Here is a 26,231-nt window from a genome sequence, read left to right on the forward strand (position 1 = left end):
ATGTTTCGTCGCACCATGCCCGACGAAACAATTTGGCTGCGCACGAAACCATTTTCCTCTTTTCGTGCAGACGTCCCGAAACGTTGGCTCATTAACACTTTGCTCGAAGGAAACGCCGCTCGGTTGCGGCGCTACGGGGAGCCAAGTCAATGCCGAACGTCATCGCTATCAACGCCCAAGCCAGCCAGAGCATCATCGCCGCTCAGGCGACCTCGGACGACATGCTTCTCGAAAGCATTGCCGACGGCAACCGTACGTCCATGCACATCCTTTATTGCCGTCACAGTGTGCGCGTCTACCGCTTCATCCTGCGGATCGTGCGGGACGCCACCACGGCGGAAGACCTCGTCAGCCAGGTGTTTCTGGATGTGTGGCGGACCGCCGGCCAATTCCAGGGCCGCTCGCAGGTCTCGACCTGGCTGCTCTCGATCGCCCGCTTCAAGGCGCTGACCGCGATGCGCCAGCGGCGCTTCGAGGACATCGACCAGGAAGACGTGCGCCAGATCGCCGATGGTTGCGACACGCCCGAGACCTCGCTCGACCGCAGCGATACCAGCGCCATCCTGCGCGCCTGCGTTCAGAAACTGTCACCCGCGCATCGCGAAATCATCAACCTCGTCTACTACCATGAGAAGTCGGTGGAGGAGGTCGGTCAGATCATCGGCATCCCGCAGAGCACGGTGAAGACCCGCATGTTCTACGCCCGCAAGCAACTGGCCGAGTTGCTTAAGGGCGCCGGCGTCGAGCGTTTCGCTGCCTAAAGATGAATTATTTCAAAGAGATAGGGCCTCGCCAATGGCCCTATCCCGGACACGGAAGTGTTACCGCGGACGAAACAATTGAAACAAAGCACAACATCAGGCGGAAAAACTTCCCTCCTATAAAGCTCGCATACGGTTTCGTTAAACCTCCCAAGACCTCTGACGACCCGGACGGGATGCCCCCCTCCGGGTCGTTTTGTATTTGGGGATGGGCTTTCGCCGCGCCCGGCGGGTGAGGGCTGCCTCCTCTTGGGAAGTCCCATTGCGGAAACACCCCCTCCCCAACCCTCCCCCGCAAGCGGGAGAGGGAGTGCACCGTGGTCGTGGCCAGGACCGCCCGTCACGAACGTGTGACGGCGCGTAACGTCTGACACATCCATCCCGAACAGCCCTCGTGACCTCCATCACGAGTGCCCCATGCTCGAACTCACCTTCGCTCTCCTTGCCGGCGTCCTCACCATCGCCGCGCCCTGCACGCTGCCGATGCTGCCGATCCTGCTCGGCGCCTCGATCGGGCGCGCGGGGCACTTGCGGCCGGCGATGATCGCGCTCGGCTTCGTCATCTCGTTCTCGGCGACCGCGCTGCTGCTCGGTGCAATCACGCGGCTGTTCGATTTCGATCCGAACGTGCTGCGCGAGGCGGCATCGATCCTGCTGCTCGGCTTCGGTCTGTTGATGCTGTGGCCGGCGCCGTTCGAATGGCTGTCGATCCGGCTCAATGGCTGGCTCGATCTCGGCAATTCCAGCGCTACGCAGCGCGAGGGCGCGCTCGGCGGGCTCTTGCTCGGCACCACGCTTGGCCTGGTCTGGACGCCCTGCGCGGGCCCGGTGCTCGGCTCGATCCTGACGCTGGTCGCGACCGCGAAGAATTTTGGCTGGGCCGGCACGTTGCTGGTGGCCTACGCGATCGGCGCGGCGATGCCGATGCTGGCGATCGCCTATGGCGGGCAGGCCGCGACCACGCGGGTGCGCAGCCTCGCCCGCATCTCGCCACGGCTTCAGCAGGGCTTTGGCGTCGTGGTGATCGGCTTCGCCCTCGCCGCCTATTTCCAATACGACACGCTGATCGTGGCGTGGCTCACCGGCTTTTATCCCACCGGCCAGATCGGCCTGTGATCATCGCGCATCGCAACCGAAGGACTCATCCATGACTTTCAAACTGCTCGCCGTCTCCGCCGCACTGATCGGCATCGCTGTGACCGGCGCCGTCATCCCCGGCATCTGCGACGAGGCCGCGCGCGCCGCGCCTGTCGTCACCGCTGCCGCCAGCCAGGAGGCCGCGCCCGACTTCGCCGGCATCAACAACTGGTTCAACTCCAAACCGCTGAACATTGCCGATCTCCGCGGCAAGGTCGTGCTGGTGGACTTCTGGACCTATGGCTGCGTCAACTGCGTCAACACGCTGCCGCACGTCACCGAGCTCTATGCGAAATACAAGGACAAGGGCCTCGTCGTGGTCGGCGTGCACACGCCGGAATTCCCGTTCGAGCGCTCGGCCTCGAACGTCCAGTCCGCACTGAAGCGCCACGGCATCACCTATCCGGTGGCGCAGGACAATGATTCCAAGACCTGGAACGCCTACCGCAACCGATATTGGCCGGCGCAGTACATCATCGACCAGAACGGCAAGATCGTGTTCCAGCACGAGGGCGAAGGCCGCTACGACGAGATTGATCGCACCGTGGCAAAGCTGCTGAACGCCAATAGCTGATGCCCGGGCTACGGCGGTCCCGCCCTTGTTGCTTGACTCCACGGACCCGTCCGTGGAGTTTCGCGGCAACGCAATCAGCCGCCCGCGATGGACGACGCCAGCACCAGCACCGACATTCGCCTTCGTGAAGGCGCCTCGATCGCGCAGCGGCTGGTCATGGCCGGCTTTGCGGCCGCCGTTGCGCTGTGCTTCACGCCGGGCCTGTTCACGCACGACACCCTGGAAGTGATCATCTCCGTGGTCGCGCTCCTCGTGGGAGCAGCGTTCGTCGGCGTCATCATGCTGGCGCCGGCGGTGGTGTGGATCATCACGGCGGACGAGATCTTGATCGGAGAACAGCGCCCGTTCGGAAAACTCCGGACGCGGGTCGTCGCCAAAGACGACATCAGGGGATTGCAGGTTCCCGGCAGCAAGAGGGCGAAAGCCCGCTTTCGGCTCGCCTTCACGCTGGCCTCCGGGGAGCGCCTGACATCCCCGCCGATCGCCGATGTCACCCACGTGCACGACACGGTGGCGCGGATCGCCGCACAATTCGACGTTCCCGATGTCGAGTCCCCCGTCAATCCGCTCGATGCCAGCAATCCCGAGATGCGTCTCGGCGACCCCCTCGAGCCGTTTTCCACGAGGGACATAAGGATCGTCGCACTGATCGTCGTCGCGCTATGTACCGTTCCCTACGCCTACAGGCTCTGGCGTGGCCTGTCGCCCGGGCCGGTCGACATGATGCTGCTGCCGGTTGGCGCGATTGCCGCTTTCGCCGTGCACAGATACGCCAATCTCGTGACCGGCGCTTTCTGGATCATCCGCCAAGGCGATATCCGCGTCGAACGCCTGTGGGGCGACGGCACGTTGCGCGCCGACCATATTGAAGGGCGCCAGGTGAAGACGATCACGGTCGAGCGCCGCGGCCGGTCGGAAGACGAGCACTGCATCGTTGTGATCCGGTTGCTCTCAGGACAACGGTTTCGCAGCCCGCGCATCGGTTCGCGGCCTGAGGCCCGGGCCGTAGGCGCCGAGATCGTCCGGCGCCTCGGGATCGCGGCTGAGAGCAATCAGATCCAGTGACAAGGTTGCCCTTCGGCTCACGTGATTTGGCCGCGTGCTCGCTCTAACCTCTCCCGCTTGCGGGAGAGGTCGGCGCAGAGCGCCGGGTGAGGGTTCTCTCCTCTGGGGGAGTCTTCCTGTGGAGACACCCTCTCCCCGACCCTCCCCCGCAAGCGGGGGAGGGAGCACATCGCGCCCAGCTCACTGCTTTTCGCGCCATGCCCCGTTTGTGGCATTGCCCGCGCTCCGTCAAAAAACCAAAGCATTCTCGTGACATACCAGCCGGGCGCAGCATCAACTTGCCATGAAGCTGCCCCTGGGTTCAGATGGTTTCTGATGATTTGCGCTGTGGCAGCGGGGAGAGCTTGAAATGACGGATATTCGTCGCCTGACCGGGATGTTTGTGGCTGCGATCGGCCTGGTCCTGGCCATCCCGCATGCCTACGCCCAGCAGCCCGACCGCGGCGACGAGCCGGGCCTGGTCGCCGACGATGCCTACCAGCTCGATCCGGAATGGCAGAAGCAGGTCGTCTACTTCCGCACCACCGAAGCGCCCGGCACCCTCATCATCTCGACCGCCGAACGGCATCTCTATCTGGTGCAGCCCGGCGGTCGCGCAATCCGCTACGGCATCGGCGTCGGCCGCGATGGTTTTCAGTGGCAGGGGCTAGTGAACATCACCAACAAGAAGGAGTGGCCGGACTGGACGCCACCGCCGGAGATGATCCAGCGCCAGCCCTATCTGCCGCGCTTCATGGCCGGCGGCCCCGGCAATCCGCTCGGTGCGCGCGCCATGTATCTCGGCACCACCGTCTACCGCATCCACGGCACCAATCGGCCCGACACGATCGGCACCAAAGTGTCCTCGGGCTGCTTCCGGCTCGTCAACCACGACGTCGCCGATCTCTACGATCGCGTCCCTGTCGGCACCAGGGTGGTGATCCGGCAGAAGCCCGAACTCTGATCTTCCCGCTTCGTCAAAATTCCTTTTCCCGATATTTTCGAGAGAGCAACATGATGCGCACTTTTCGAGGCGGCCTGCTGATCGGGCTCGCAGTCGCCGTGCTGGTCGCCGTCCTGGCCATCATCTATGAATTCTACGACACCCGCACGCTGAAGCGCACCGTGCGCCGCGGCGAAGTGCTGTGCGGCGTCAACAAGGGCCTGCCGGGGTTTTCGATCCCCGACGACAAGGGCAACTGGACCGGCTTCGACGTCGATTTCTGCCGCGCGGTGGCCTCCGCGATCTTCAACGATCCGAACAAGGCGAAATTCGTCGCGCTCGATGCCAGCGAGCGCTTCAAGGAATTGCAGAGCCGGAAAGTGGACATCCTCTCGCGCAACTCGACCTGGAGCATGGCACGCGAACTCGAATATGACCTCTATTTCCCGGCGGTCGCTTATTACGACGGCGCAGGCTTCATGCTGCCGCGCGCGCGCAACAAGGAGACCGCACTGGACCTGACCGGCAGCAAGGTGTGCGTCCAGACGGGGACCACCACGGCGCTCAACGTCGCGGATTACTTCCGTGCGAACAACATGAAGTACGAAGAGATGAAGTTCGACAAGCTGGACGACGTCGTGAAAGCCTACGATACCGGCAAATGCGACACGCTGAGCGCCGACGTCTCCCAGCTCTACGCGCTGCGGATCAACCTGTCGAAGCCCGGCGACCACATGATCCTGCCGGACATGATCTCCAAGGAGCCGCTCGCCCCCGTCGTGCGCCAGCGCGACGACGACTGGATGATGATCGTGAAGTGGACGCTGTACGCGATGATCAACGCCGAAGAGCTTGGCGTCTCCTCGGAGAACATCGACGAGGCCCTGAAGTCGAAGAAGCCGGAAGTGATGCGGCTGGTCGGCACCGAGGGCAATTACGGCGAGCAGCTCGGCCTCACCAAGGACTGGGTCGTCCGCATCATCCGCAACGTCGGCAATTACGGCGAGATGTACGAGCGCAATATCGGCGAGAAGTCCAAGCTGAAGATCCCGCGCGGGATGAACCAGCTGTGGAATGCCGGTGGCGTGCAGTACGCGCCGCCGGTGAGATAAGGAGCTCTATCCGCCGTCATTGCGAGCGGAGCGGGGCTCGCGCCACATCCTCATTCGTCATGCCCGGGCTTGTCCCGGGCATCTACGTTTGAGGCACATTAAGAACGTAGCTGGCCGGGACAAGCCCGGCCATGACGACCTACGTAACGGGTGGCGCTCTCTCCCCCTCATCCTGAGGAGCGCGGAACGCGCGTCTCGAAGGATGCAGGCCCTAGCCGGGCCTTCATGGTTCGAGACGCCGCGCAAGAGCGCGGCTCCTCACCATGAGGAGATGGAGTTCAATACCCTCTTGCCCTTGCCAACTGCTCGGTGTGGTAATTGGCGTCCCCGAACAATTCCTCGCACACACGCGCGCGCTTCATGAAGAAGCCGATGTCGAACTGGTCGGTCATGCCCATGCCGCCGTGCATCTGGACGCCTTCTTGCACCGCGCGCGCGGCGGTGGTGCCGGCGCGGGCTTTTGCCACTGCTACGGCTGAGGCGGCCTTGGCAACGTCCGTATCCAGCGCCTGAAGCGCCTTCATCGTCGCGGCGCGGGTGATCTCGATGTCGACATAGAGCTCGGCGGCGCGGTGCTGCAGCGCCTGAAATTCGCCGATCAGCTTGCCGAACTGCTTGCGGCTCTTCAGGTACTCGACGGTGCGGTTGAACACCTCTTCGCTCAAGCCCACCATTTCGGAGGCAACTGCGCCGCGGCCGATATCGAGCACGCCGTCGAGCAGCGCGGCACCCTGGTCAACTTCGCCGAGCACGCTGTCGGCATCGACTTCGACATTGGCAAGCTCGATGCGCGCCGCATTGTGCGCGTCGACCATGATGGTGCGCTCGATCGCAACGCCCTTGGCCTTGGGGTTGACCAGGAACAGCGTCAGCCCCTCGCGCTCGCCAGCGGCGCCCGCGGTGCGCGCGGCGACGATGAGGAGGTCGGCGACATGGCCGTCGACGACCAGCGCCTTGGCGCCGGAGAGCCTGAAACCGTTGCCGGCGCGCACCGCCTGCAAGCTGGTTTGAAGCGGGCGGTGCTTTGCGCCCTCGTCGACCGCGAGCGTCGCGAGCAGCGAGCCATTGGAAATCTTCGGCAAATATTCCGACTTCTGCGCGGCATTGCCGCCACGGTTCAGCGCCGAGGCCGCGACCACGCTGGTGGCGAGGAAGGGCGACGGCATCAGCGTGCGGCCGATCTCCTCCATCACCACGCCGGCCTCGACATAGCCGAGGCCGCTGCCGCCGAACTCTTCAGGCACCAGCAAGCCGGCAAAACCCATCTCGGCGAAGGAATGCCAAAACTCCCTGGAGAAGCCGGTGGGGTCTTTGCTGTCACGCAGATGGCGCAGATGCGACACCGGCGCCTTGTCGCTGATCAGCCCGCGCGCGCTGTCGCGGAGCATCGATTGTTCTTCGGTAAGGACGAGGGCCATGGCGGGCTCCAACAAAGTGCGGTTCGGCGGAATTCGGTGGTGACCCTCATGGTGAGGCGACGCGTCAGCGCCGTCTCGAACCGTGCAGGCCATCCTTCGAGACGCGGCCTGACGGCCGCTCCTCAGGATGAGGACTTCGCTTACGCCCCCGGCAGATCGAGGATGCGCTTGGCGACGATGCCGAGCATGACCTCCGTCGTGCCGCCCTCGATCGAGTTGGCCTTGGTACGCAGCCAGGCGCGTGGCCGGGCGCCTTGCTTCGAACGCTCGCTCTCCCATTCCAGCGCATCGACACCGCCGGCCGACATCAGAATTTCGTAACGGCGCTTGTTGAGCTCGGTGCCGTAATATTTCATCGCCGAAGAGAACGCCGGATGCGCCTGACCCGCCTTGGCGAGGTCGACCGCGCGCTCGGCGCAGGCCGCGAGCGCGGCCTCGTCGACGTCGAAGCTGGCGATCCGGCCACGCAGCATGGGATCGTCGAGCCGCCCCAGCGCATCGGTGCCGACGGAATCCGCCGCGATCTGGCCGAGCGGACGACCGACGCCGCGCTCGCCCATGCCTGATATCATCGCGCGCTCATGCTGAAGCAGATATTTTGCGACGTCCCAGCCGCGGTTGACGGTGCCGACCACATGCGATTTCGGCACGCGGACATTGTCGAAGAAGGTCTCGCAGAACGGCGAGTAGCCGGAGATCAGAAGGATGGGCTTGGTCGAGACACCCTTCGAGGTCATGTCGAACAGGATGAAGCTGATGCCGTCGTGTTTCTTTGCCGCGGAATCGGTGCGCACCAGGCAGAAGATCCAGTCGGCATAGTTGGCATAGGACGTCCAGATCTTCTGGCCGGTGATGACGAAATCATCGCCGTCGCTCTCGGCGCGGGTCTGGAGCGAAGCGAGATCGGAGCCGGCGTTCGGCTCGGAATAGCCCTGGCACCAGCGGATCAGGCCCGCGGCGATGTTGGGCAGATGCTCCTTCTTCTGGGCGTCGTTGCCGTATTTCAGAAGCGCCGGCCCGAGCATCCAGATGCCAAAACTCGACAGCGGCGGCCGCGCGCCCAGCTTGGCCATCTCCGCGCGCAGCACCTTGTGTTCGGCAGCGCTGAGGCCACCGCCGCCATATTCCTTCGGCCAGTCCGGCACGGTCCAGCCCTTGTCGCGCATGCGCTCGAACCAGATGCGCTGCGGCTCGGATGCAAACTTTGCGTTACGCCCGCCCCAGAAGACGTCGGTGTCGGAGGTCGCGGGCTTGCGCATTTCCGGCGGACAGTTGGCCTCGAGCCAGGCCCGTGTTTGCTTGCGGAATGTTTCGAGATCGGCGTTTTCAGCATCGCTCATGGGCGTTTCCATCAATCAAAAACGACTTGTTATCGGCGACTCTGGGCCATCGCCTCGTGGAATTCAACCACTTCCGCGTCCCGCATCGGCTATAGTCGCCGCGACGGCGAAGCTTGAAAAGAAAGAGGAAACAACAATGCGCCTGAAGCTTCTTTCGCCTGGCGAAATGAACGAGAGCCAGCGGCAGACCTATGACGAGTCGATTGCCGGCAAACGCGGCAAGCCGCCGGCACCGATGATGGCCTGGCTCAATAGCCCCGACATGGCCCGCCACGCCACGCGACTCGGCGAGGTCCTGCGCTACGACACGATCTTCCCCGCAAAACTTTCGGAGATCGCGATCCTGGTGACAGCGCGGCACTGGACAGCGCATTACGAGTGGTATGCGCACAAGCGCCTGGCGCTTGCAGGCGGCATGAAGCCCGAGATCATCGACGCCATTCGCGACCGCCGCACGCCCGTCTTCGACGATCCCAAGGGCAAGATGATCTACGACGTCGCGAAGTCATTGCACGAGGGCCACGGCGTCGAGAAGGGCCTCTATGACGAGGCGGTGAAGGTGCTCGGCGAGCGCGGCGTCGTCGAGGTCATCGGACTGTGCGGCTATTACACAATGGTGTCGATGACGCTGAACACGTTTGAGTTCGAGTTGCCGGAGGGCGAGGACCAGGAGCTGGCTTGATTGCCGATTCGGAAACGCTGGGTTTCGGGATAGCCCCGTAGCGCTGTGCCGAGGCTCGCCTTATGTGGAATTCACCAATGGAGCAGCCACATGTCGCAAAGCCCAGCCGTCCATGCCGGCACCAGGATCGGCCACGTTCACCTCAAGGTCGCCGATCTCGATCGCGCGCTCGGCTTCTATTGCGGCGTGCTCGGCTTCGAGCTGATGCAGCGGATGGGCTCCGGCGCGGCCTTCATCTCGGCCGGCGGCTATCACCACCACATCGGGCTCAATACCTGGGAGAGCAAGGGCGGCTCGCCGCCGCCTGCGGGCACGACCGGGCTCTATCACACCGCGATCCTCTATCCGACACGGCCCGCGCTGGCGGATGCGCTGCACCGCGTGCTCTCGGCCGGCATTGCGCTGGACGGCGCCAGCGACCATGGCGTCAGCGAGGCACTGTATTTGCGCGATCCCGACCAGAATGGCGTGGAGCTGTATCGGGACCGGCCCAGGGAGCAATGGCCGTTCGGGCCGGACGGAAAGCTTGCGATGGTCACGAAGCGGCTGGATGTCGAGGAGCTGCTGAAGCAGCGCGAGGCTTAAACTCCACTCTCTCCCCGTCATTGCGAGGAGCGAAGCGACGAAGCAATCCAGAATCTTTCGGCAGTGGCAGTCTGGATTGCTTCGCTTCGCTCGCAATGACGGAGTGTGTAGAGACGCTGTCGGGCCCTACGACGTCTTCACATGCGGCCTGCCTCGCACCATGATCAGCGCCGCCGCCACCACTTCCAACACGATGCAGAGATAGAACGGAAGCGCATAGCCGCCCGAAAAGTCGCGCAGGAAGCCGACCACGCCGGGGCCGAACGCATAGGTCACCTGGTTGATCGCGGTGTTGAGGCTGATCAGCACGCCGAACGAGGCGGAGTCGAATTCCTGCTGCACGATCAGCGACGGCAGCGTGATGAGATTGCCGACGGAGAAGCCGAACAATGCGCAGGCGGCGATCAGCACGTAATCATTGTGCAAATTGATAACGACGAGAAGCGCCACGGCCTGGCTCAGGAACGACAGCGCGGAGGCAAGCCGCTGGTTGAGGCGGTCGATCACCAGCGAGAACAGCACCCGGCCAATCACCGCCATCGCCGTCAGCACCGCGACGGCCACAGCGGCGCGCTCGCGTCCGATCACGGGATCGAGGAACGAGATCAGGTGCACGATGAAACCGACCTGCGCAAACAGCACCAAAGCAAAGGCAATGGTCACGGTGAGGAAGCCGACATCGCGCAACGCCCCGGCGCGGATCTGCGCCGAGGATTGCGGCTTTGCTTTCGTCGCGGCACGCCGACCATGGAGATCGGGCGGACGGCCGACGACAATCAGGATCACCGGCAGGAGCAGCGCCAGCATGGCGCCGGCGACGGTAAACATCGCGCTGGCGAAGCCGATATGGCCGATCAAGGTCACCAGCAGCGGCACGCCGACAATGCCGCCGAAGCTTGCGCCGTTCAGCGCCAGGCTGATCGCCATGCCGCGCTTCTGGTCGAACCACAGGCTGATCGTGTTGGTGATCATCGCCAGACTGGTTCCGGCCCAACCGAAGGCGAGCACGGCGTTCGCGAGATAAAGCTGCCACGGCTCGCGCACCGCGCCGATCGCGACCGCTGCGACCGACATCGCCAGCGTGCCCGCGATCAGGCCGAGACGCGGCCCGTACTTGTTGACGGCCTCGCCGACGAAAACGACGAGCAGCGCGCCGAACAGATAGAAGAACGTCGTGCCAGATGAGATCAGCGAGGCCGACCAGCCGTGCGCGCGCTGGAGCTCGGCGACATAGACGCTCTGGCCGTAGAAGCCGAGGCCCCAGCCGAAGGTCGCGAGGAGGAAACAGACCGCGACGATGCGCCAGCCTTCGTAACTGAGAGAGGATTCGTCGATGGATGCATCATGCCGGGGATTGTCGAGCATTTGCGCTTGTCCTTTGTTCCCCCGCGAGCGCCGTGCTTCACGCCCGCCTGTTCATGACGAGCATCATGTAACAACCCAAGCCCCGAAAATCACTTCGACCCGGGTCGAACTATCAACGCTGCTCACAGCCTCCTGCCACCTTAAATCGCATCCGGGAGCTCACCCATGGCCGCGTCCAGCCGCGCCTTGCGGCGGCGGGCAAAGGAGGCGAACGAAAGCACGGCGAGGCCGAGCAGCACCGGCGGAAACACCACCATGTTGACCGCGGACCAGCCGTAATTGGCGAGCAATTGGCCGGACGAGAACGAGCCGATCGCCATCATGCCGAACACCAGAAAATCGTTGAAGGCCTGCACCTTGTTGCGCTCCTGCGGCCGGTGCGTCTCCAGCACCAGCGCGGAGGCACCGATGAAGGAGAAATTCCAACCGATCCCGAGCACGATCAGCGTCGCCCAGAAATGCATTGCGGTGATGCCGGACAGGCCGATGCCGGCCGCACCGGCCTCCAGCAGCAAGCCGGCGGCAACGACCTTCGGCGCGCCGAAGCGCGCGATCAGCGCGCCCGTGAAGAAGCTCGGCCCGTACATGGCGACGATGTGCCATTGAATACCGAAATTGGAATCGGAAAGGCTCAGGCCGCACAACTTCATGGCGAGCGGCGCCGAGGTCATCACCAGATTCATCATGGGGTAGGAGATGACGCCGCACAGCGCTGCCGCGATGAAGCGTGGCTGGGTCACGATGTCGAGCAGCGGCCGCCCGCCGTGCAGATCGGCCGGCGCCGGCTTCGGCATGTCGACCCCGGCGACGATGCCCATCGCGACCAGCGCGACCGCGGCCTGAACCAGGAAGCTGAAGGCGAACAGATAAGGCTGCCAGACGTCCATGGTCCATTGCACGAGCTGCGGACCGAGCACGCCGGCGAACACGCCGCCCGCCATCACCCAGGACACCGCCTTGGGCCGGTACGCCGCGCTGGCGCCGTCGGCGGCGGCGAAGCGATAGGATTGCGCCACCGCGCCGTAGAGACCGCCGAGGAAGGTTGCGACACAGAACAGCGCGAACGAGGCGTGCAGGATCGCGAACGAGCCGAGCAGGCCGGTGAGCGTACCCAGACCCGTGCCGATGATGAACGCCCAGCGGCGACCGAAGCGGCGCGAGATCGCGCCGGTCGGCAAGGTGCCGGCCGCAAGCCCCAGCACATACATCGACAGTGGCACGGTCGCGAGCGACATGTCGGGTGCGAGCGTCGCACCGACGATCGAGCCGGTGGCGAAGATCACCGCCGAATTGGCGCCGGTCAGCGCCTGAGCGGCGGCAAGGCGCACCACATTGGCGCGCACGCGTGCGTCGGCGGCGATCTCATTGGCTGCAGTCACGTCTAACATCAGCATTTCCGCCCCAAGAGGCTTTCACGGGGCTTTCAGGGACCCTGTTGATTCCAGGCACTATGGCGGGGCGCGCGAGGGCGGGCAACCGGCGCAAACGGGCGCAGGCCATGCCTCTGACGCAATCGGGCCGATGATAATGGGCCGCGCTCTTGACGGCTTGCGCTCGATCAAATCCTATCCGCCGCGATCTCAGGAGTTTCGTTCATGTCCGTCGACGACAGGCCTACGCTCAGTGCTCCCGACGACGATCCGTGGCTGTGGCTGGAGGAGATCGAGGGCAAGCTGGCGCTCGATTTCGTCGCGCGGCAGAACAGCCTGACGCTCGACGCGTTTGGCGGAAAGGCTTTTGGGCGCGATCGCGACATCCTCGCGGCGATCTACGATCGTCCCGACAACATCCCCTATGTCAGCCGGCGCGGCGACGACCTGCACAATCTCTGGAAGGACGCGACAAACCCGCGCGGCCTGTGGCGGAAAACTTCGCTTGCGGAGTTTCGCAAACCGCATCCAGCGTGGGAGATCATGCTGGATGTCGACCAGCTCGCCGCGCGTGAAGGCGAGGACTGGCTGCTGAGCGGCATCACCACACAGCCGGGAAACTCGCGGGCGATTTTGAGCCTGTCGCGCGGTGGCAGCGACGCCGTCACCTTGCGCGAATTCGACATCGACACCAAGAGTTTCGTTGAGGACGGATTTGCGCTGCCGGAAGCCAAGGGCGGCGCCGATTGGCTCGATGCCGACACGCTGCTGCTGTCGAGCGCCCATGGCGAAGGCATGGCGACGAGTTCGGGATATTCACGGACGGTTCGCCTGTGGCGGCGCGGCCAGCCTGTCGATCAGGCGCAAATGATGATCGAGACCACGGCCGATCATATGGCCATGTCCGGCATGGCCGACGACACCGCCGCGGTCCCACGCAGCTGGTTCGTCGACCAGATCGACTTCTTCAATCATGCGATCTGGCTGCGCGATGCAGACGGCACGACGACGAAGCTCGACCTGCCGACCGGCATCTGGATGCAGGCACATGGCGACTGGTTCGCGATGAAGCTGCGCGAAGCCTGGTCGATCGAAGGGAGAACCTATGCCGCCGACACCGTGCTCGGCATGTCGCTCTCGGCATTCCTCGCCGGCAGCCGCGATTTCGCGGTCCTGTTCGAGCCGGAGCCACGCCGCGCCCTGCAAGGTCTGTTCTGGGCCGGGGGCAGACTGGTGCTGTCGATCCTCGACGAACTCCAGCCGCAATTCGAGATATGCACGCCGTCCGCCACGAGCTGGAGCCGCGAGTCACTCGGCGGCCTGCCGCAGATCGGCGTCGTCGACATCTGGCCACTGGACCGCCATCCCTCCGAGAGCAATGGCGACCTGCTCGCCAATGTGCAGGATCCGCTGACGCCGCCGTCGCTGCTGCTGATGGAGCGCGGCGCCGCGAGCCCGATTGTGTTGAAGCAGGCGCCGAAGATTTTCACTGCCGACGGCCTCGTGGTGACCCAGCACGAGGCGATCTCGATCGACGGCGAGCGCATTCCCTATGTCCTGACCGGCCCCGCTGGCGAGAGCGGCGATGCGCCGGTCTATATGAGCGCCTATGGCGGCTTCGCCCATTCGGTGAAGCCGTATTACAACGCATCGCTCGGCAAGCTGTGGCTGGAGCGCGGCGGCACGACGGTGCAGGCGAATTTGCGCGGCGGCGGCGAATTCGGCACACGCTGGCACGATGCCGGCCGGCTCGCCGGCAAGAAACTGTCGCACGACGATTTCGCCGCGGTCGCCGCCGATCTCGTCCGCCGTGGCGTGACCAAGGCGAAGCGCATCGCCGCGCAGGGCGGATCGAACGGCGGCATCCTCATCACCAACATGCTGGTGCGATACCCCGAACGTTTCGGCGCGCTGTTCTGCACGATCCCGCTGATCGACATGCGCCGCTACACAAAGCTGCTCGCCGGCGCGAGCTGGATCGCGGAATATGGCGATCCTGACAAGCCGGAGGAGTGGGACTGGCTGAAGACGTATTCCGCCTATCACAACGTCAAAGCCGACCAGCCTTATCCGCCGATCCTGATCGCCACCACGCGGCGCGACGACCGCGTCCATCCCGGGCATGCGCGCAAGATGGCGGCAAAGCTCCAGGCGATGGGTTATGAAGCCTGGTTCTACGAACCGGAAGCAGGCGGCCACGGTTACGGCAAGGACAACAAGGAGCGCGCCGGCTTCGAGGTGCTCGGCTTCCGGTTCTTGAAGAACAAGATCGGGTGGGAGGACGGCGAGGCGTGATCGCCTCTTGCCCGAGTTCAGCGCACGCCGCCCAGCAAGTGGTGCATCTCTCCCGGTTGCGGGAGAGGTCGGCGCGTCCCGGGCGATGCGAAGCATCGTCCCGCGCGCCTGGTGAGGGTTTTATCCTCTAGGAGGTACCCCGTTGCGGAAACACCCTTTCCCCAGCCCTCCCCCGCAGGCATAGGGGAATCGCATATTGCACCGCTGCTGCAGGCGAGGTGGAATAACGACTTCCTCCTCTCCGTCCTCGCCCATATGCGATAGCTCTACCCCGCGCGGCGAGCCGGAGCGGCGGAGAATTTAATTTGATTTGCATTAAAATTATGTGTTATATATTTAATTCAGCTATCTTATTTATTCTATGACATTAATTAATTCGATGAGTACCAAAACCATGCGACCAGGCCGATTAATCACGCCATTGTAGTTGTTATTGAAAGAGGCGTGATGCATGCGCCGCCCAATTGATATTGCGCCGAGGAACGGAGAAGACATCTGGGTGGAAGATGCGGCCGGGGCTGTTGAGGCCGCCCACTGGTCGTGCGAGGAGGGCAAATGGGTTTGGACGGACGGCTCTCCGATCGACATCGCGCCGACCCATTGGTATCCCGCAACCGAGGATGTCGATCCAGAGGATGAGCCGTCAGGCAGTTCGCTCGCGGCGGCTGTGATCTTGATCGTCGCAATCTTCGTGGGAGCAACCCTGCTCGGTGTGTTCGAGCCATTCAACGCGCGAACGGTTCAGGACGCGACGCGCATCGACAGCGAAAGTGTCGTCAGCCTCGGTCGGCAGGCGGAAATCGCGACCAATTCGCAAGCAGCATCTCAGCCAGAAACGATTGGAGCCCCGGTGTTGGCGGTGCCGGCAAGCACGGGCGGGCAGCAGCTCGTCGACGATTCTCCCCGCAGTGATCCACTCGCCAGCGAACTGGCCGGGGCGCGCAAGGAGCTTGACGAGGCGGCCCAGCGCACGCAGGCGGCTGAAATGGCCACGGAGCAGCTGCGGCAATCGCTTCAACAGGAGCAAGCTCACAGCGCCGCGCTCGTGGACGAACTCGCCGGAACCCGCAGCGAGATCGAGACGCGTAAACAACAATCGCGCGACGCGGAGGCTGTCGCTGCGCAGCAGAGAGATGCGGCGGCTCAGGACATCGCAGAACTGCGACGGTCACTGGAGAAGGAGCGGGACAGGAGCGCCGTGCTCGACAAGCAGGTGAACGCCGCGCAAGCAGCGACCGCGACCGCTGTGCAACAACGCCACGAGGCACAGTCACGCGCCGCGGCACTCGCGAGTGAACTTGCCGGAATACCTCGCGGACCGCTCACGCCGGATGGTGCGGCAGCTGAGCAAAGCGATCTAAAGGGACAGGAGATCGCGGAATTACGGCAGTCCCTGCAGCAGGAACGGGAAAGGAGCGCCGTCCTGATCGCAGAGGCCAAAGCGGCGCGAGCGGTAACGGCCGACGCCGAACAACAACGCCGCGCACTCGAAGAAGCCAGAGCGCACGCCGCTGCGCTGGCGAGTAAGCTTACCGAAATGCGCCGTGAAATCGAAAGCCGAAACGTGCATTTGCGTGAGGCGGCCGATGCGGCCTCGCAGCAGGAACAGGCAGCGGGCCGAGAGATCGCCGATTTGCGGCAGTCGCTGCAACAGGAGCGGAGCAGGGCTGACACCAGGGAGAGGGACCTCGCATCGGCGGGGCGCCCCGATGAGCGCGGCCCGGAGCAACCACCTGTAGGCTCAATCTTGCCGACGACGCAGAACGTGAAAGTGACCTCAGCGGAGCCGCTGATAGTTTCAGAGCAAAACGAGGTGGAGGCCAGATTGATCCCGCGCGCCAGGGAATTGCTCGATCAGGGAAATATTGGTGCAGCGCGAATTGTGCTTGAGCTCGCGGTTGAGAAGGACATTGCACGAGCAAGTTTCATGCTCGCGGAGACATATGATCCTGCGGTTTTGTCGGCCTGGGGTACCTATGGAACGCGCAGCGAAGCGATCAAGGCGCGAGAACTCTACGCTAGGGCACAGAGAGGCGGCATTCGCGAGGCCAAGGAGCGGCTGGATGCGTTGCATCCCTGAGTCTTGTTGCAGAACGAAAGGCTGCGATGGTGATCGAGAAAGGAACGACATGAACAAGGTGCCAAGATCACTCTCGCTGCTGCTGGTCACCGCGCTGGTGTCAATGGCCATTCTGCTTCAGCCGGCCTGCCTGAAAGCACAAACTGGGAAAAACTCCACGGGCGATGCACAATTCGTCCGACGGACACTCCCGCAAGTGAACGAAAAAGACCGAATGAACGCCTGGACGGTTGGCCTTGCCGGCGGCCTGCTCGAGGGCGCGCCGATCCGTCTCGCCGCAGAAATGGCCCGGGTCGTTGACGACGGTGCAGACCTGCATCTGCTCCCGATCGTCACCCGAGGCGCCACCGACAATCTTAATGCGCTGCTCTATTTGCGTGGTGTCGATACCGCCATCATCAATTCCGACGCGCTCGATGAATACAAGCTTCAGGTACCGCAGATCCAAAGTCGCATCACTTATCTGCTCAATCTTTTCCCGTCTGAGCTGCACATTTTCGTGCGACCGGAGATCACAAGCCTGCAGGATCTTGCCGGCAAGAAAGTGAACTTCAATACCCAGGGCACTGCAGCCGCCTATTCAGGACCGCTGATCTTTAGCCGTCTCGGCATCGAGATCGACAAGGCGTTCATTCCGCATCAAGTTGCCCTGGAGCAGATGCGCAAAGGAGAGATGTCGGCCGTCGTGTTCATCACATCGAAGCCCGTCGACGCCTTCGTGCGCGGCCGCTGGGAGGCGGGCTTCAAGTTTCTCCCTGTCCATTACGACAGGAAGTTCGAGGACTATTATCTGCCCGCGACCTTGGACGCAAATGAGTACCCCAATCTGATCAAGCAGGGTGAGCGGGTCTCGACCATCGCGGTGCCGACAGCACTTGTTGCGTTCAACTGGCCGCCGCGCTCGAACCGCTATCAACGCGTGGCCCGCCTTGTCGAGTACCTGTTCTCGCGCGTCGATCGCCTGCAGGCGCCGGGCTTTGACCCGAAATGGCGGTCGATCAATCTCGCGGCAACCGTCCCCGGTCTCACCCGCTTCCAAGCCGCGCAGGAATGGCTAGACCGCAAAGCGCGCAGCGCACAGGCGCCGCCATGAAGGCTGCTGCTCCTCCACTCGCCGTCGCCTTCAACATTGCCTGCGGAATCGCGTACGCGCAAAGCACGAGCGATTCCATGGAAACACTTGGGGCATGTTCGGCGACGAAGCGATCAGCGCAGCTGGAGTGTGTGCAAGATTTATCACCTAAGGGCCCACCGCTTGGCCGACGCGGGGCGGATGATAGCTGGCTGGTCAGCGAGACCACATCGCCGGTCGACTATTCACCGATCGTCACCGCCACCATCTCTTCTGTCAGCGGCCCGAACGGCGCCGCGATGCAACTCGCTATCCACTGCCGCAAAGGTCGCACGGAAGTCATGATCGCGGGACCGGCGCTCTCACGCGGCGCCAACGAATATGCTGTCTCTTATCGACTCAATGCGGATCCGCCAATTCAACTTGCGGCCGCCTCGCCGTCGTTCGGGTCTGGAATCGCTTTGGGAGGCGATGCCGTGCAATTGCTGAAGTCATTGCCCGATGACGGTAGCATCATTGTGCGTCTTTCCAGCCGCACCGGCGCAGTGCAAGAGGGACAGTTCCGGCTCGGCGGATTCAAGAACGTGCGTGAAAAAATGGCGGCTGCGTGCAAATGGCCACATAGCGTCGCCAGACCAGGAGGGTGATGGTCATGGAGCGGGGAGAAACAAGATGATCAGTCTGAAGTCGGCAATCGCAGTCATCAGCGGCTTGGCGATGATGTTGCTGGTCGGGCCAAACGTCCAGGCCGAGTCGGACAACCATATGATCCCGCAGGCGAGTGAGAGCGTAGCGAGCAATCAGAAACACCCGAGCGGACACAGGCAGGCGAGAAAGCCGGCGCAGAATCAAACAATTGACCGGGCCCCCGCGAGTGAGACGCGGCTGGCTCAAGCAACAAAACCCGAGATCGCCAATAAGTCGCATCGGCTGATCCTGCAAGTGAATTCCAACGAACCCGCGATGATGAACTTGGTACTCAACAATGCAACCAATGTCGCGCAATACTACCGCGAGCTCGGTGAGGCTGTGTCGATCGAGGTCGTCACCTTTGGCCCCGGCCTTCACATGCTGCGCGATGACACTTCGCCGGTAAAGCCGCGCATCGAGGTGCTCGCGATGAGCCATCCCGAAATTTCTTTCAAGGCCTGCGGAAACACCCAGGAAAATATGCGTAAGGCGGAGAACAAGGACATCAACCTGATTGCTCAGGCGACGGTTGTTAAATCCGGCGTCGTCCGCGTTATGGAGCTGCAGGAGCAGGGCTGGAGCTACATCAAACCGTGAGGTCACGCGAAAACACCAGCGTCAGATTATTCGCCGGCATGTCGATCGTATCGACGAGGCGAAGACCTGCGCCGCGTGCGAGGCTCTCGACGTCGCTGATGTCGCGCACGCCCCAGTCGGGATTGCCTTCACGCAAGGATGTGTCGAACACGGCATTGCTGAGCGCGGTGTGCTTGCCGTCGCGCTTGAAGGGGCCGTAGAGCAACAGCTTGCCGTCGGCCCGCAAATAGCGGCCGGCGCCGGCGAACAGGCCCTCGGCGACCTCCCATGGCGCTATGTGGATGACATTGGCGCAGAACACGGCGGCAAGATTTGTCGGCCCCTGCCCGCCCGTCATCTCCGGACACCAGTCGGGATCCGTGAGATCGATCCGCAAGGGCGAGCGGATGTTTTGCAGGCCGGCATGAACGCGCCAGGCCTCGATGCTCTTGAGGTGGCGCTGGTTGAGATCGCTGGGCCACCAGATCAGGCCGGGCGTGTGGCGCGCGAAGTGGACCACGTGCTGCCCGGTTCCGCTGCCGAGCTCGACCACGTCGCCGGTGCAGCCGGCAAGATGCTTTTCCAGTACCGCCCAGAGCGATTCGTGATTGCGATGAAACGCGGGTGCATCGAGGCGGCCATCCGACTCGACCCGCCCGCCGTCCCTGCCAAATTCGACGACATATTCAGCCAATTGAAGTCCCCGGAAAAGAAGAAGCAGACGAAAACGCGATCAGAGCCAAGCGCCCGAGAAAAAAAGACTGGCCCAAACAGGCCTTACGGACGAACTAGCTCCTTAAGTTGCAATGCAGAAGATATTAACTCCATTTTGCGGCCTGCATAGTCTTGATTGTCAGAACGAGCCGGGTGTGCTTTTGAGCACTATCTTTGGTACACCAGATCATGTTTCGGGACGACGCCTTGACCGCCTTTCCCTGCAAACCCGCCCTGCTCGTTGCGCTGACCGCCTTGGGGCTCTTGGCGGCCGCGACCCCGGTGCGGGCGCAATCCGCCGTGATCGAGGGCCAGAAACTCGCTTTCGACCGCGGCAAGGGCAATTGCCTGACCTGCCACGTCATCAAGGGTGGCGACCTGCCGGGAACGATCGGGCCGGAACTGAAGGACCTCAAGGCCAAGTACCCCGATCGCAACGAGCTGACCGCGATCATCTTCGACGAGACCAAGCGTAATCCGCAGACCATGATGCCGCCGTTCGGCCGGAACCGGATTTTGACCGAACAGGAGATCAGCGCGATCGTTGATTTCCTGCAAACCCTGTGACCGCCGGCACGCCAGGAGACCTGAGATGACCGCACTCACCGGCCCACGCGCGACGCGGCGCCTGATCCTCCAGGGCGCGGCCTCGGTCGCGCTGCTCGGCCTCGGCAATCTGCCGTTCGCTCCCGCGCGCGCCGCGGCCAACGACAAATATCCGGAAGAGGCCTTCAGGCAGAAGAGCGAAGCGGACGCCATCAAGGCGCTCTACGGCAGGACCGCCGAGCCGTCCGACAAGGTCAAGCTCGACGCCCCCGAGATCGCCGAGAACGGCGGCGTCGTGCCGATCTCGGTGACGACGACGCTCGACAAGGTCACCTCGATCTCGTTCTTCGTGGCCGAGAACCCGAGCGCGCTGGCCGCGAGCTACAAGATTCCCGAAGGCACGATCCCTGGTGTCGCCAACCGCCTGAAGATGGCCAAGACCACCAACGTCGTCGGAATCGTGGAGGCCGACGGCAAGCTCTACAGCGCGACCAAGGAAGTCAAAGTCACCGTCGGCGGCTGCGGCGGCTAAGCGAGGAATTTCGACATGGCATCCAGCATTCGCGTCCGCGCTACCGCCAACGGCGACATCACCGAGGTTCAGGCGCTGATCCAGCACCCCATGGATACCGGCTTCGTCAAGGATGCCAAGGGCGAGTTGATCCCCGCGCATTACATCCAGGAGCTGAAGTTCGAATGTAACGGCAAGGACGTCTTCGTCGCCGATTGGGGCACCGCCATTTCCAAGGACCCCTACGTCAAGTTCAGCTTCAAGGGCGCCAAGAAGGGCGACGATCTCAAGATCTCCTGGACCGACAACAAGGGTGGGTCGGACACCACCACCGCGAAGATCGCGTGATGAAGGCCCCCATCTCTCTCCTGCTTGGCTCGTTGAGTGCCGCGCTCGTCGCGTTCGCCCTCGCCTCTCCGCGTGTGGTCGCGGCCGACAAGGTCGATCCCGTTGCCGATGCGAAAACGTTCCAGAACTTCTTCTTCCAGAAGTTTCCGACCGTGAAGCACGAGGATTTCGTCAACGGTCCTTATTCCATGAACGAGGACATGAAGCGGCAGTGGCAGGAGAAGGAGGAATTCCCGCCTTACGAGTTCGCGCTCGACGCCGGCAAGGAAATGTTCGCGACCCCGTTCAAGAACGGCAAGACCTATGCCGATTGCTTCCCGAACGGCGGCATCGGCGTCCGCCAGAACTATCCTTACTTCGACGAGAAGGAAGGCAAGGTCGTCACGCTGGAGCTGGCGCTCAACCGCTGCCGCGAGGCCAATGGCGAGGCGCCCTATTCCTACGTCAAGGACGAGATGGCCTCGCTCACGGCGTACATGGCCTTCACCTCGCGCGGCAAGCCGATGGACATCAAGATTCCCGATGATCCCCGCGCGCTCGCGGCGTTCGAGAACGGCAAGCGGTATTTCTACACCCGCCGCGGCCAGATGAATTTCTCCTGCGCGAGCTGCCATGTGCAGAGCCCGGGCGAGCGCATCCGCGCCGAGATCCTGGCGCCGGCGCTGGGCATCTTGAACGCGATGCCGATCTACCGCTCCGAATGGAGCGGCATGGGCACGACCACCCGCCGCTTCGTCACCTGCAACAGCCAGACCCGCGCGGTTCCACTGGAGCCGCAGGCGGATGAATATCGCGACGTCGAGTATTTCCTGTCCTACGTCGCCAACGGCCTGCCGATATCAGGTCCGGGAGCGCGGCCATGAAGCGGTCACTTCCTCTCGCCATGCTGCTCGCCTTGGGCCTCGCGCCGGCGGCGCGCGCGGCAAATGAGGCGGATTACAAGACGGCCTATTCCGCCGCCGAAGCCGCATCGAAGGAGGCCGCCAGCTTGCGCCACCAATGGACCGTGACCGTCTCGGCGCTGGCCGCCGCGAAGAAAGCGGGCGATGGCGGCGATTTCGACCGCGCCGTCGCCGCAGCCAAGCAGGCCGAGGCGCTGGCGAAGGCGTCGATCTTCCAGGCCATTTCCGAAAAAGAAGCCTGGAAGGCGATGGAAATCCGCTAGACTGTTCGCTCGTGCAACAGCCTTGCGACCATTAGAGGGCGCGGAGAATTTCTGGATGGCGATCCGCCGCCGCGATTTCCTGAAGAATGCTGGCCTCGCCGCCGCATCGCTCAGCCTGCCGCGGCTTGCGCGCGGAGCCGAGGCCGCGAGCATTTACGACCTCGAACGGTTCGGCAATGCGCGCGTCCTTCACCTCACCGACACGCATGCGCAGCTCAATCCGGTCTATTTTCGCGAGCCCAGCGTCAATATCGGCATCGGCGAGATGGCGGGACGGCCGCCGCATCTGGTCGGCCGCGCCTTCCTCGACCATTTCGGCATCCGGCCCGACAGCGCGGATGCCTATGCCTTCAGCTGCTTCGAGTTCGAGAAGTCCGCAGGCCGCTTCGGCAAGCTCGGCGGCTTCGCCCATCTGAAGACGCTGATCGATCGCCTGCGCGGCGATGCCGGCGAAAAGCACTCCGTGCTCGTTGACGGCGGCGATCTCTGGCAAGGCACGGGGCTCACCAACATCATGCAGGGCCGCGACATGGTCGAGGTCGCAAACCTGCTCGGTATCGAGGCGATGACCGGGCATTGGGAATTCACCTATGGCGAGCAGGCGCTGCGCGACAATCTCGGGCGCTTCAAGGGCGAGTTCCTGGCGCAGAACGTTTTTCTCACCGAGGAAGCCGCATTCAACGACGCGCCCGCCTTCGACAAGGCGACGGGGCGCGTGTTCAAGCCCTCGGTGATCAAGGAGCTAGGCGGCCATCGCGTCGCGATCGTCGGCCAGGCCTTTCCATACGTGCCGATCGCGCATCCCAAACGGTTCGCGCCGGACTGGACCTTCGGCATCCGCGAGGAAGAGCTCCAGAAGCATGTCGATGGCTTGCGCGGCACCGACAGGGTCGACGCAGTCATCCTGCTGTCGCACAACGGCATGGACGTCGATCTCAAGCTCGCGAGCCGCGTCACCGGCATCGACGTCATTCTCGGCGGCCACACCCATGATGCGATCCCGCAGCCGATCGCGGTGAAGAACGCGAGCGGCACCACGCTCGTCACCAACGCCGGCTCCAACGGAAAATTTTTGGCCGTGCTCGACCTCGCGCTCGACAAGGGCAAGGTCAGCGATATCAAATATCATTTGCTGCCGGTCTATTCCGAGCTGTTGAAACCCGATCCCGGGATGGCCGAACTGATCGGCCGGTTGCGGGCGCCCTTCGTCACCGACTGGTCGGAGAAGATCGCAACGCCCGACCGCCTGCTGTATCGCCGCGACAATTTCGCCGGCCCGGTCGACGAGCTGATCTGCACCGCGCTGCGCAGCGAGCTCGATGCCGAGGTCGCGCTGTCGCCGGGCTTCCGCTGGGGCGTCACCGCGCTGTCCGGCCAGGCGCTGACCATGGAGGATTTGCTTGCGGAAACCGCGATCAGTTATCCCGAGACCTATGTGCAGGAGATGACCGGCACGCAGATCAAGGACGTGCTGGAAGACATCTGCGACAATCTCTTCAATGCCGATCCCTATTACCAGCAGGGCGGCGACATGGTGCGCGCCGGCGGGCTCAGCTACACCTGCACGCCGACGGCTGCGATCGGCAGCCGCATCTCCGAGCTGAAGCTCAATGGCGGCAAGGCGGTTTCCGCAAACCACCGCTACAAGGTCGCGGGCTGGGCCTCCGTCAACGGCCAGCAAGGCGCGCCGGTGTGGGAGGTCGTCGCCAAATATCTGCGCTCGGGCCGGATGTTACAGGAGCGGCTCGGCTCCGGCGTTACGCTGAAAGGCGTCGAGGGCAATCCAGGTATTGCAGGACAGGGATGATGCGATCGCAGATCTTATCCGCGATGCTGCTGGCGCTGCTCGCCTTCGCTGCCACGCCGCTCGCTTACGCACAGCAGGTGCCACTCCAGGACAAGCCGTTCGCGGAGCACAAGGTCGTGTTGCAGCTCTCCGATGGCGATGCCAAAAAGCAGGCGCTGGTGCTGAGCGTCGCCAACAATTTGCTGAAGGCCTACGACCCCGACAAAATTGCGATCGAGGTGGTGGCGTTCGGTCCCGGCATCGATCTGCTGTTGTCAGGCGGCGAGCGCCGCAAGCAGGTCGAGAGCCTGATCGCGCAAGGCGTACGCTTCGACATCTGCCTCAACACCGTCGACACGATCGAGCGGGAGACGGGCAAGCGGCCGGAGTTCATTCCCGCGGCGACACCGGTGCAAGTCGGGGTCGGGCAGATCCTGTTTCTCAGCGAGAACGGGTATACATTGGTGCGGCCCTGAGCCTTTTGTCGGGGCAAAACGCGCGGCACACTCGGTGTCATCGCCCGCGGTGGGCGATCCAGGACTCCGACACCGCGAGGGGTACGGAAAGGCCGCGGCGCCTTCGCGGGGAATGACAGCGGTGGCTGAGGTGACGCCCACCCGCCTATCGCGGGAATAAAAATCTTCTAAATTACCTTACTTAGACAGTCAATTACTTCTCCTTTTGGCCCGAAGTGTAGTAGAATTTCGAGGTAGTTCACGCCGGGTCTTGCCATGATCTTCCGCCAGCTCTTCGACAGTGTTTCGGGTACCTACAGCTATCTTCTGGCGAGCCGCCCCGGCGGCGAGGCGCTGATCCTCGATCCCGTGCTGGAGAAGGTCGACCGCTACTGCCAGCTGCTGCGCGAGCTCGACCTCAAGCTGGTCAAGGCGGTGGACACGCATCTGCACGCCGACCACGTCACCGGCCTCGGCGAGCTGCGCGACCGCACCCATTGCATGACCGTGATGGGCGACCAGACCAAGGCCGACGTGGTGGCGATGCGGGTTGCCGACGGCGACAAGGTGACGATCGAGGGCCTGTCGCTCGACGTGATGTACACGCCCGGCCACACCGACGATTCCTATTCCTATCTGATGGGCGACCGCGTCTTCACCGGCGACACGCTCCTGATCCGCGGCACCGGCCGCACCGATTTCCAGAACGGATCTTCGCGCGCACAATACGAGTCGATCTTCAATCGGCTGCTGAAGCTGCCGGACGAGACGATGGTGTTCCCGGCGCATGACTACAAGGGCGACACCGTCTCCACCATCGGCGAGGAGAAGCGCTACAATCCGCGGCTTCAGGTGCGCTCGGTCGACGACTATATCGAGCTGATGGCCAATCTGAAGCTGCCCAATCCGAAGATGATGGACGTCGCAGTGCCCGCCAACATGCATGTCGGCCTGCATCAGGAGGAGCTCGAGAAAGAGGGCCGCGCGCTCAGCGCCGTCGAGGCGATCCGCTCGCTCGGCCGGCCCGACATCCTGCTGGTCGATTTGCGCGAGACCAATGAGCGGATGAAGCACGGCATGCTCGAAGGCGCGCTGCATACGCCCTATCCATCCATTGAAGACAGCCTCAAGCCCGGCGGCATGCTGCGCGAGGTCGCGGCCGCCACCGGCCGCCGCGTCGTGTTCTTCTGCGCCTTCGGCGAACGCTCGGCGATGGCTGTGGCCGCCGCCAAGGAGACCGGGCTCACCAACACCGCGCATATCGCCGGGGGGATCGATGCCTGGAAGAAGGCCGGCGGGCCGGTGATGCACTGACGGCGGCCTCGCCGCCATTCTTGAGATAGATCAGGAACCGCCCATATAGTCGGGCTAGGACGGATGCAGCATCACCATCCGGGAGCAGCCATGGCCAAGATCGGCAAGCCGAGCGAGCCGCCAAAGACGAAGACCAAGACGGCCGAGAACAAGGCAAAGCAGCCTCCGCCCCCGCGCGAGATCGACGACGATTACGAAGACGGCGATTTTGCTACACCGAAGCGTGATCGCCATGGGAATGACGATGAGCCGTTGTGAGGGGGTGATGTTCGCCCTACGACCGCTGAATGATCGAGATCGCAGCCAGTCACCTCTGCTACCTGCCATGCGCCTGCGTTCATGGACAAA

27 protein-coding genes are annotated in these 26,231 nt (G+C 63.3%); 22 read left to right on the top strand and 5 right to left on the bottom strand.

Going from position 1 to position 26,231, the window contains the following annotated elements; genetic code table 11:
- The first annotated feature begins 149 nt into the window (after positions 1-149).
- The 6 genes from ABIB00_RS02545 (at position 150) to ABIB00_RS02570 (ending at position 5,571) form a co-directional block, all read left to right on the top strand.
- On the top strand, positions 150-761 hold the full coding sequence (locus tag ABIB00_RS02545) for a sigma-70 family RNA polymerase sigma factor (protein WP_247351852.1): 612 nt from the start codon (positions 150-152) through the stop codon (positions 759-761).
- Between the two features lie 417 nt (positions 762-1,178).
- Positions 1,179-1,877, top strand: coding sequence for a cytochrome c biogenesis CcdA family protein (locus ABIB00_RS02550; RefSeq protein ID WP_354103265.1), 699 nt, complete (start codon positions 1,179-1,181; stop codon positions 1,875-1,877).
- A gap of 31 nt (positions 1,878-1,908) precedes the next feature.
- Positions 1,909-2,472: a thioredoxin family protein gene (locus ABIB00_RS02555; protein WP_354103266.1), complete on the top strand. Its 564-nt coding sequence runs from the start codon at positions 1,909-1,911 to the stop codon at positions 2,470-2,472.
- An 87-nt stretch (positions 2,473-2,559) separates the two neighbouring features.
- Positions 2,560-3,537: a hypothetical protein gene (locus ABIB00_RS02560; RefSeq protein ID WP_247351847.1), complete on the top strand. Its 978-nt coding sequence runs from the start codon at positions 2,560-2,562 to the stop codon at positions 3,535-3,537.
- Positions 3,538-3,886: 349 nt separating this feature from the next.
- Positions 3,887-4,480, top strand: coding sequence for a L,D-transpeptidase (locus ABIB00_RS02565; protein WP_247351845.1), 594 nt, complete (start codon positions 3,887-3,889; stop codon positions 4,478-4,480).
- Between the two features lie 53 nt (positions 4,481-4,533).
- Positions 4,534-5,571 (top strand): amino acid ABC transporter substrate-binding protein, encoded by a 1,038-nt coding sequence (locus tag ABIB00_RS02570; RefSeq protein ID WP_247351867.1) that lies wholly within the window; start codon positions 4,534-4,536, stop codon positions 5,569-5,571.
- A gap of 278 nt (positions 5,572-5,849) precedes the next feature.
- Here ABIB00_RS02570 and ABIB00_RS02575 read toward each other — a convergent pair whose 3' ends face one another.
- Both ABIB00_RS02575 and ABIB00_RS02580 read right to left on the bottom strand, forming a co-directional pair.
- A complete protein-coding gene (locus tag ABIB00_RS02575; protein WP_354103267.1) occupies positions 5,850-6,989 on the bottom strand; it encodes an acyl-CoA dehydrogenase family protein in 1,140 nt (379 codons plus the stop codon).
- Positions 6,990-7,129: 140 nt separating this feature from the next.
- Positions 7,130-8,329 carry an acyl-CoA dehydrogenase family protein gene (locus ABIB00_RS02580; RefSeq protein ID WP_354103268.1) on the bottom strand — a complete coding sequence of 400 codons (1,200 nt, stop codon included), beginning with the start codon at positions 8,327-8,329 and terminating at the stop codon, positions 7,130-7,132.
- Between the two features lie 136 nt (positions 8,330-8,465).
- Between ABIB00_RS02580 and ABIB00_RS02585 the strand changes: the two genes are divergently transcribed.
- Together ABIB00_RS02585 and ABIB00_RS02590 are read left to right on the top strand one after the other, a co-directional pair.
- Entirely contained in the window at positions 8,466-9,011 is a 546-nt protein-coding gene (locus tag ABIB00_RS02585) for a carboxymuconolactone decarboxylase family protein (protein WP_247443617.1), read from the top strand.
- Positions 9,012-9,101: 90 nt separating this feature from the next.
- A complete protein-coding gene (locus tag ABIB00_RS02590; RefSeq protein ID WP_354103269.1) occupies positions 9,102-9,596 on the top strand; it encodes a VOC family protein in 495 nt (164 codons plus the stop codon).
- A 126-nt stretch (positions 9,597-9,722) separates the two neighbouring features.
- Here ABIB00_RS02590 and ABIB00_RS02595 read toward each other — a convergent pair whose 3' ends face one another.
- Together ABIB00_RS02595 and ABIB00_RS02600 are read right to left on the bottom strand one after the other, a co-directional pair.
- Positions 9,723-10,961 (bottom strand): MFS transporter, encoded by a 1,239-nt coding sequence (locus ABIB00_RS02595; RefSeq protein ID WP_354103270.1) that lies wholly within the window; start codon positions 10,959-10,961, stop codon positions 9,723-9,725.
- Positions 10,962-11,101: 140 nt separating this feature from the next.
- Entirely contained in the window at positions 11,102-12,349 is a 1,248-nt protein-coding gene (locus ABIB00_RS02600; protein WP_354103271.1) for an MFS transporter, read from the bottom strand.
- A 207-nt stretch (positions 12,350-12,556) separates the two neighbouring features.
- Between ABIB00_RS02600 and ABIB00_RS02605 the strand changes: the two genes are divergently transcribed.
- From ABIB00_RS02605 to ABIB00_RS02625, 5 genes are all read left to right on the top strand, one after another.
- On the top strand, positions 12,557-14,626 hold the full coding sequence (locus ABIB00_RS02605; protein WP_354103272.1) for a prolyl oligopeptidase family serine peptidase: 2,070 nt from the start codon (positions 12,557-12,559) through the stop codon (positions 14,624-14,626).
- Positions 14,627-15,077: 451 nt separating this feature from the next.
- Positions 15,078-16,706, top strand: a complete 1,629-nt coding sequence (locus ABIB00_RS02610; protein WP_354103273.1) for a coiled-coil domain-containing protein — start codon at positions 15,078-15,080, stop codon at positions 16,704-16,706.
- 49 nt (positions 16,707-16,755) lie between these two features.
- Positions 16,756-17,799, top strand: coding sequence for a TAXI family TRAP transporter solute-binding subunit (locus ABIB00_RS02615; protein ID WP_354103274.1), 1,044 nt, complete (start codon positions 16,756-16,758; stop codon positions 17,797-17,799).
- Positions 17,796-18,425, top strand: coding sequence for a hypothetical protein (locus ABIB00_RS02620; protein ID WP_354103275.1), 630 nt, complete (start codon positions 17,796-17,798; stop codon positions 18,423-18,425). Before ABIB00_RS02615 ends, ABIB00_RS02620 begins: the two co-directional genes overlap by 4 nt.
- A 25-nt stretch (positions 18,426-18,450) precedes the next feature.
- On the top strand, positions 18,451-19,065 hold the full coding sequence (locus tag ABIB00_RS02625) for a DsrE family protein (protein ID WP_354103276.1): 615 nt from the start codon (positions 18,451-18,453) through the stop codon (positions 19,063-19,065).
- Here ABIB00_RS02625 and ABIB00_RS02630 read toward each other — a convergent pair.
- Positions 19,055-19,738, bottom strand: a complete 684-nt coding sequence (locus tag ABIB00_RS02630; protein ID WP_247442185.1) for a DUF938 domain-containing protein — start codon at positions 19,736-19,738, stop codon at positions 19,055-19,057. The two genes, ABIB00_RS02625 and ABIB00_RS02630, sit on opposite strands and share 11 nt — an antisense overlap.
- A 227-nt stretch (positions 19,739-19,965) precedes the next feature.
- On the opposite strand from ABIB00_RS02630, the gene soxX reads away from it, so the two are divergent.
- From soxX to ABIB00_RS02675, 9 genes are all read left to right on the top strand, one after another.
- A complete protein-coding gene (gene soxX / locus ABIB00_RS02635) occupies positions 19,966-20,325 on the top strand; it encodes a sulfur oxidation c-type cytochrome SoxX (protein WP_354103277.1) in 360 nt (119 codons plus the stop codon).
- Between the two features lie 25 nt (positions 20,326-20,350).
- Positions 20,351-20,836, top strand: coding sequence for a thiosulfate oxidation carrier protein SoxY (soxY, locus tag ABIB00_RS02640; RefSeq protein WP_354103278.1), 486 nt, complete (start codon positions 20,351-20,353; stop codon positions 20,834-20,836).
- A 15-nt stretch (positions 20,837-20,851) separates the two neighbouring features.
- Entirely contained in the window at positions 20,852-21,163 is a 312-nt protein-coding gene (gene soxZ, locus ABIB00_RS02645) for a thiosulfate oxidation carrier complex protein SoxZ (protein ID WP_247442181.1), read from the top strand.
- Complete coding sequence (soxA, locus tag ABIB00_RS02650; protein WP_354103279.1) at positions 21,163-22,026, top strand: sulfur oxidation c-type cytochrome SoxA; 864 nt, start codon at positions 21,163-21,165, stop codon at positions 22,024-22,026. The genes soxZ and soxA overlap by 1 nt, the downstream gene beginning before the upstream one ends.
- On the top strand, positions 22,023-22,328 hold the full coding sequence (locus ABIB00_RS02655; protein WP_247442178.1) for a hypothetical protein: 306 nt from the start codon (positions 22,023-22,025) through the stop codon (positions 22,326-22,328). Before soxA ends, ABIB00_RS02655 begins: the two co-directional genes overlap by 4 nt.
- Before the next feature lie 55 nt (positions 22,329-22,383).
- A complete protein-coding gene (soxB, locus tag ABIB00_RS02660; protein WP_354103280.1) occupies positions 22,384-24,135 on the top strand; it encodes a thiosulfohydrolase SoxB in 1,752 nt (583 codons plus the stop codon).
- A complete protein-coding gene (locus ABIB00_RS02665; protein WP_354103281.1) occupies positions 24,132-24,590 on the top strand; it encodes a DsrE family protein in 459 nt (152 codons plus the stop codon). The genes soxB and ABIB00_RS02665 overlap by 4 nt, the downstream gene beginning before the upstream one ends.
- Before the next feature lie 255 nt (positions 24,591-24,845).
- On the top strand, positions 24,846-25,883 hold the full coding sequence (locus tag ABIB00_RS02670; RefSeq protein WP_354103282.1) for an MBL fold metallo-hydrolase: 1,038 nt from the start codon (positions 24,846-24,848) through the stop codon (positions 25,881-25,883).
- 90 nt (positions 25,884-25,973) lie between these two features.
- Entirely contained in the window at positions 25,974-26,141 is a 168-nt protein-coding gene (locus ABIB00_RS02675) for a hypothetical protein (RefSeq protein WP_247351809.1), read from the top strand.
- Positions 26,142-26,231: the final 90 nt, after the last annotated feature.

Source organism: Bradyrhizobium sp. LB14.3 (genome assembly GCF_040547985.1).
Lineage (GTDB): Bacteria > Pseudomonadota > Alphaproteobacteria > Rhizobiales > Xanthobacteraceae > Bradyrhizobium.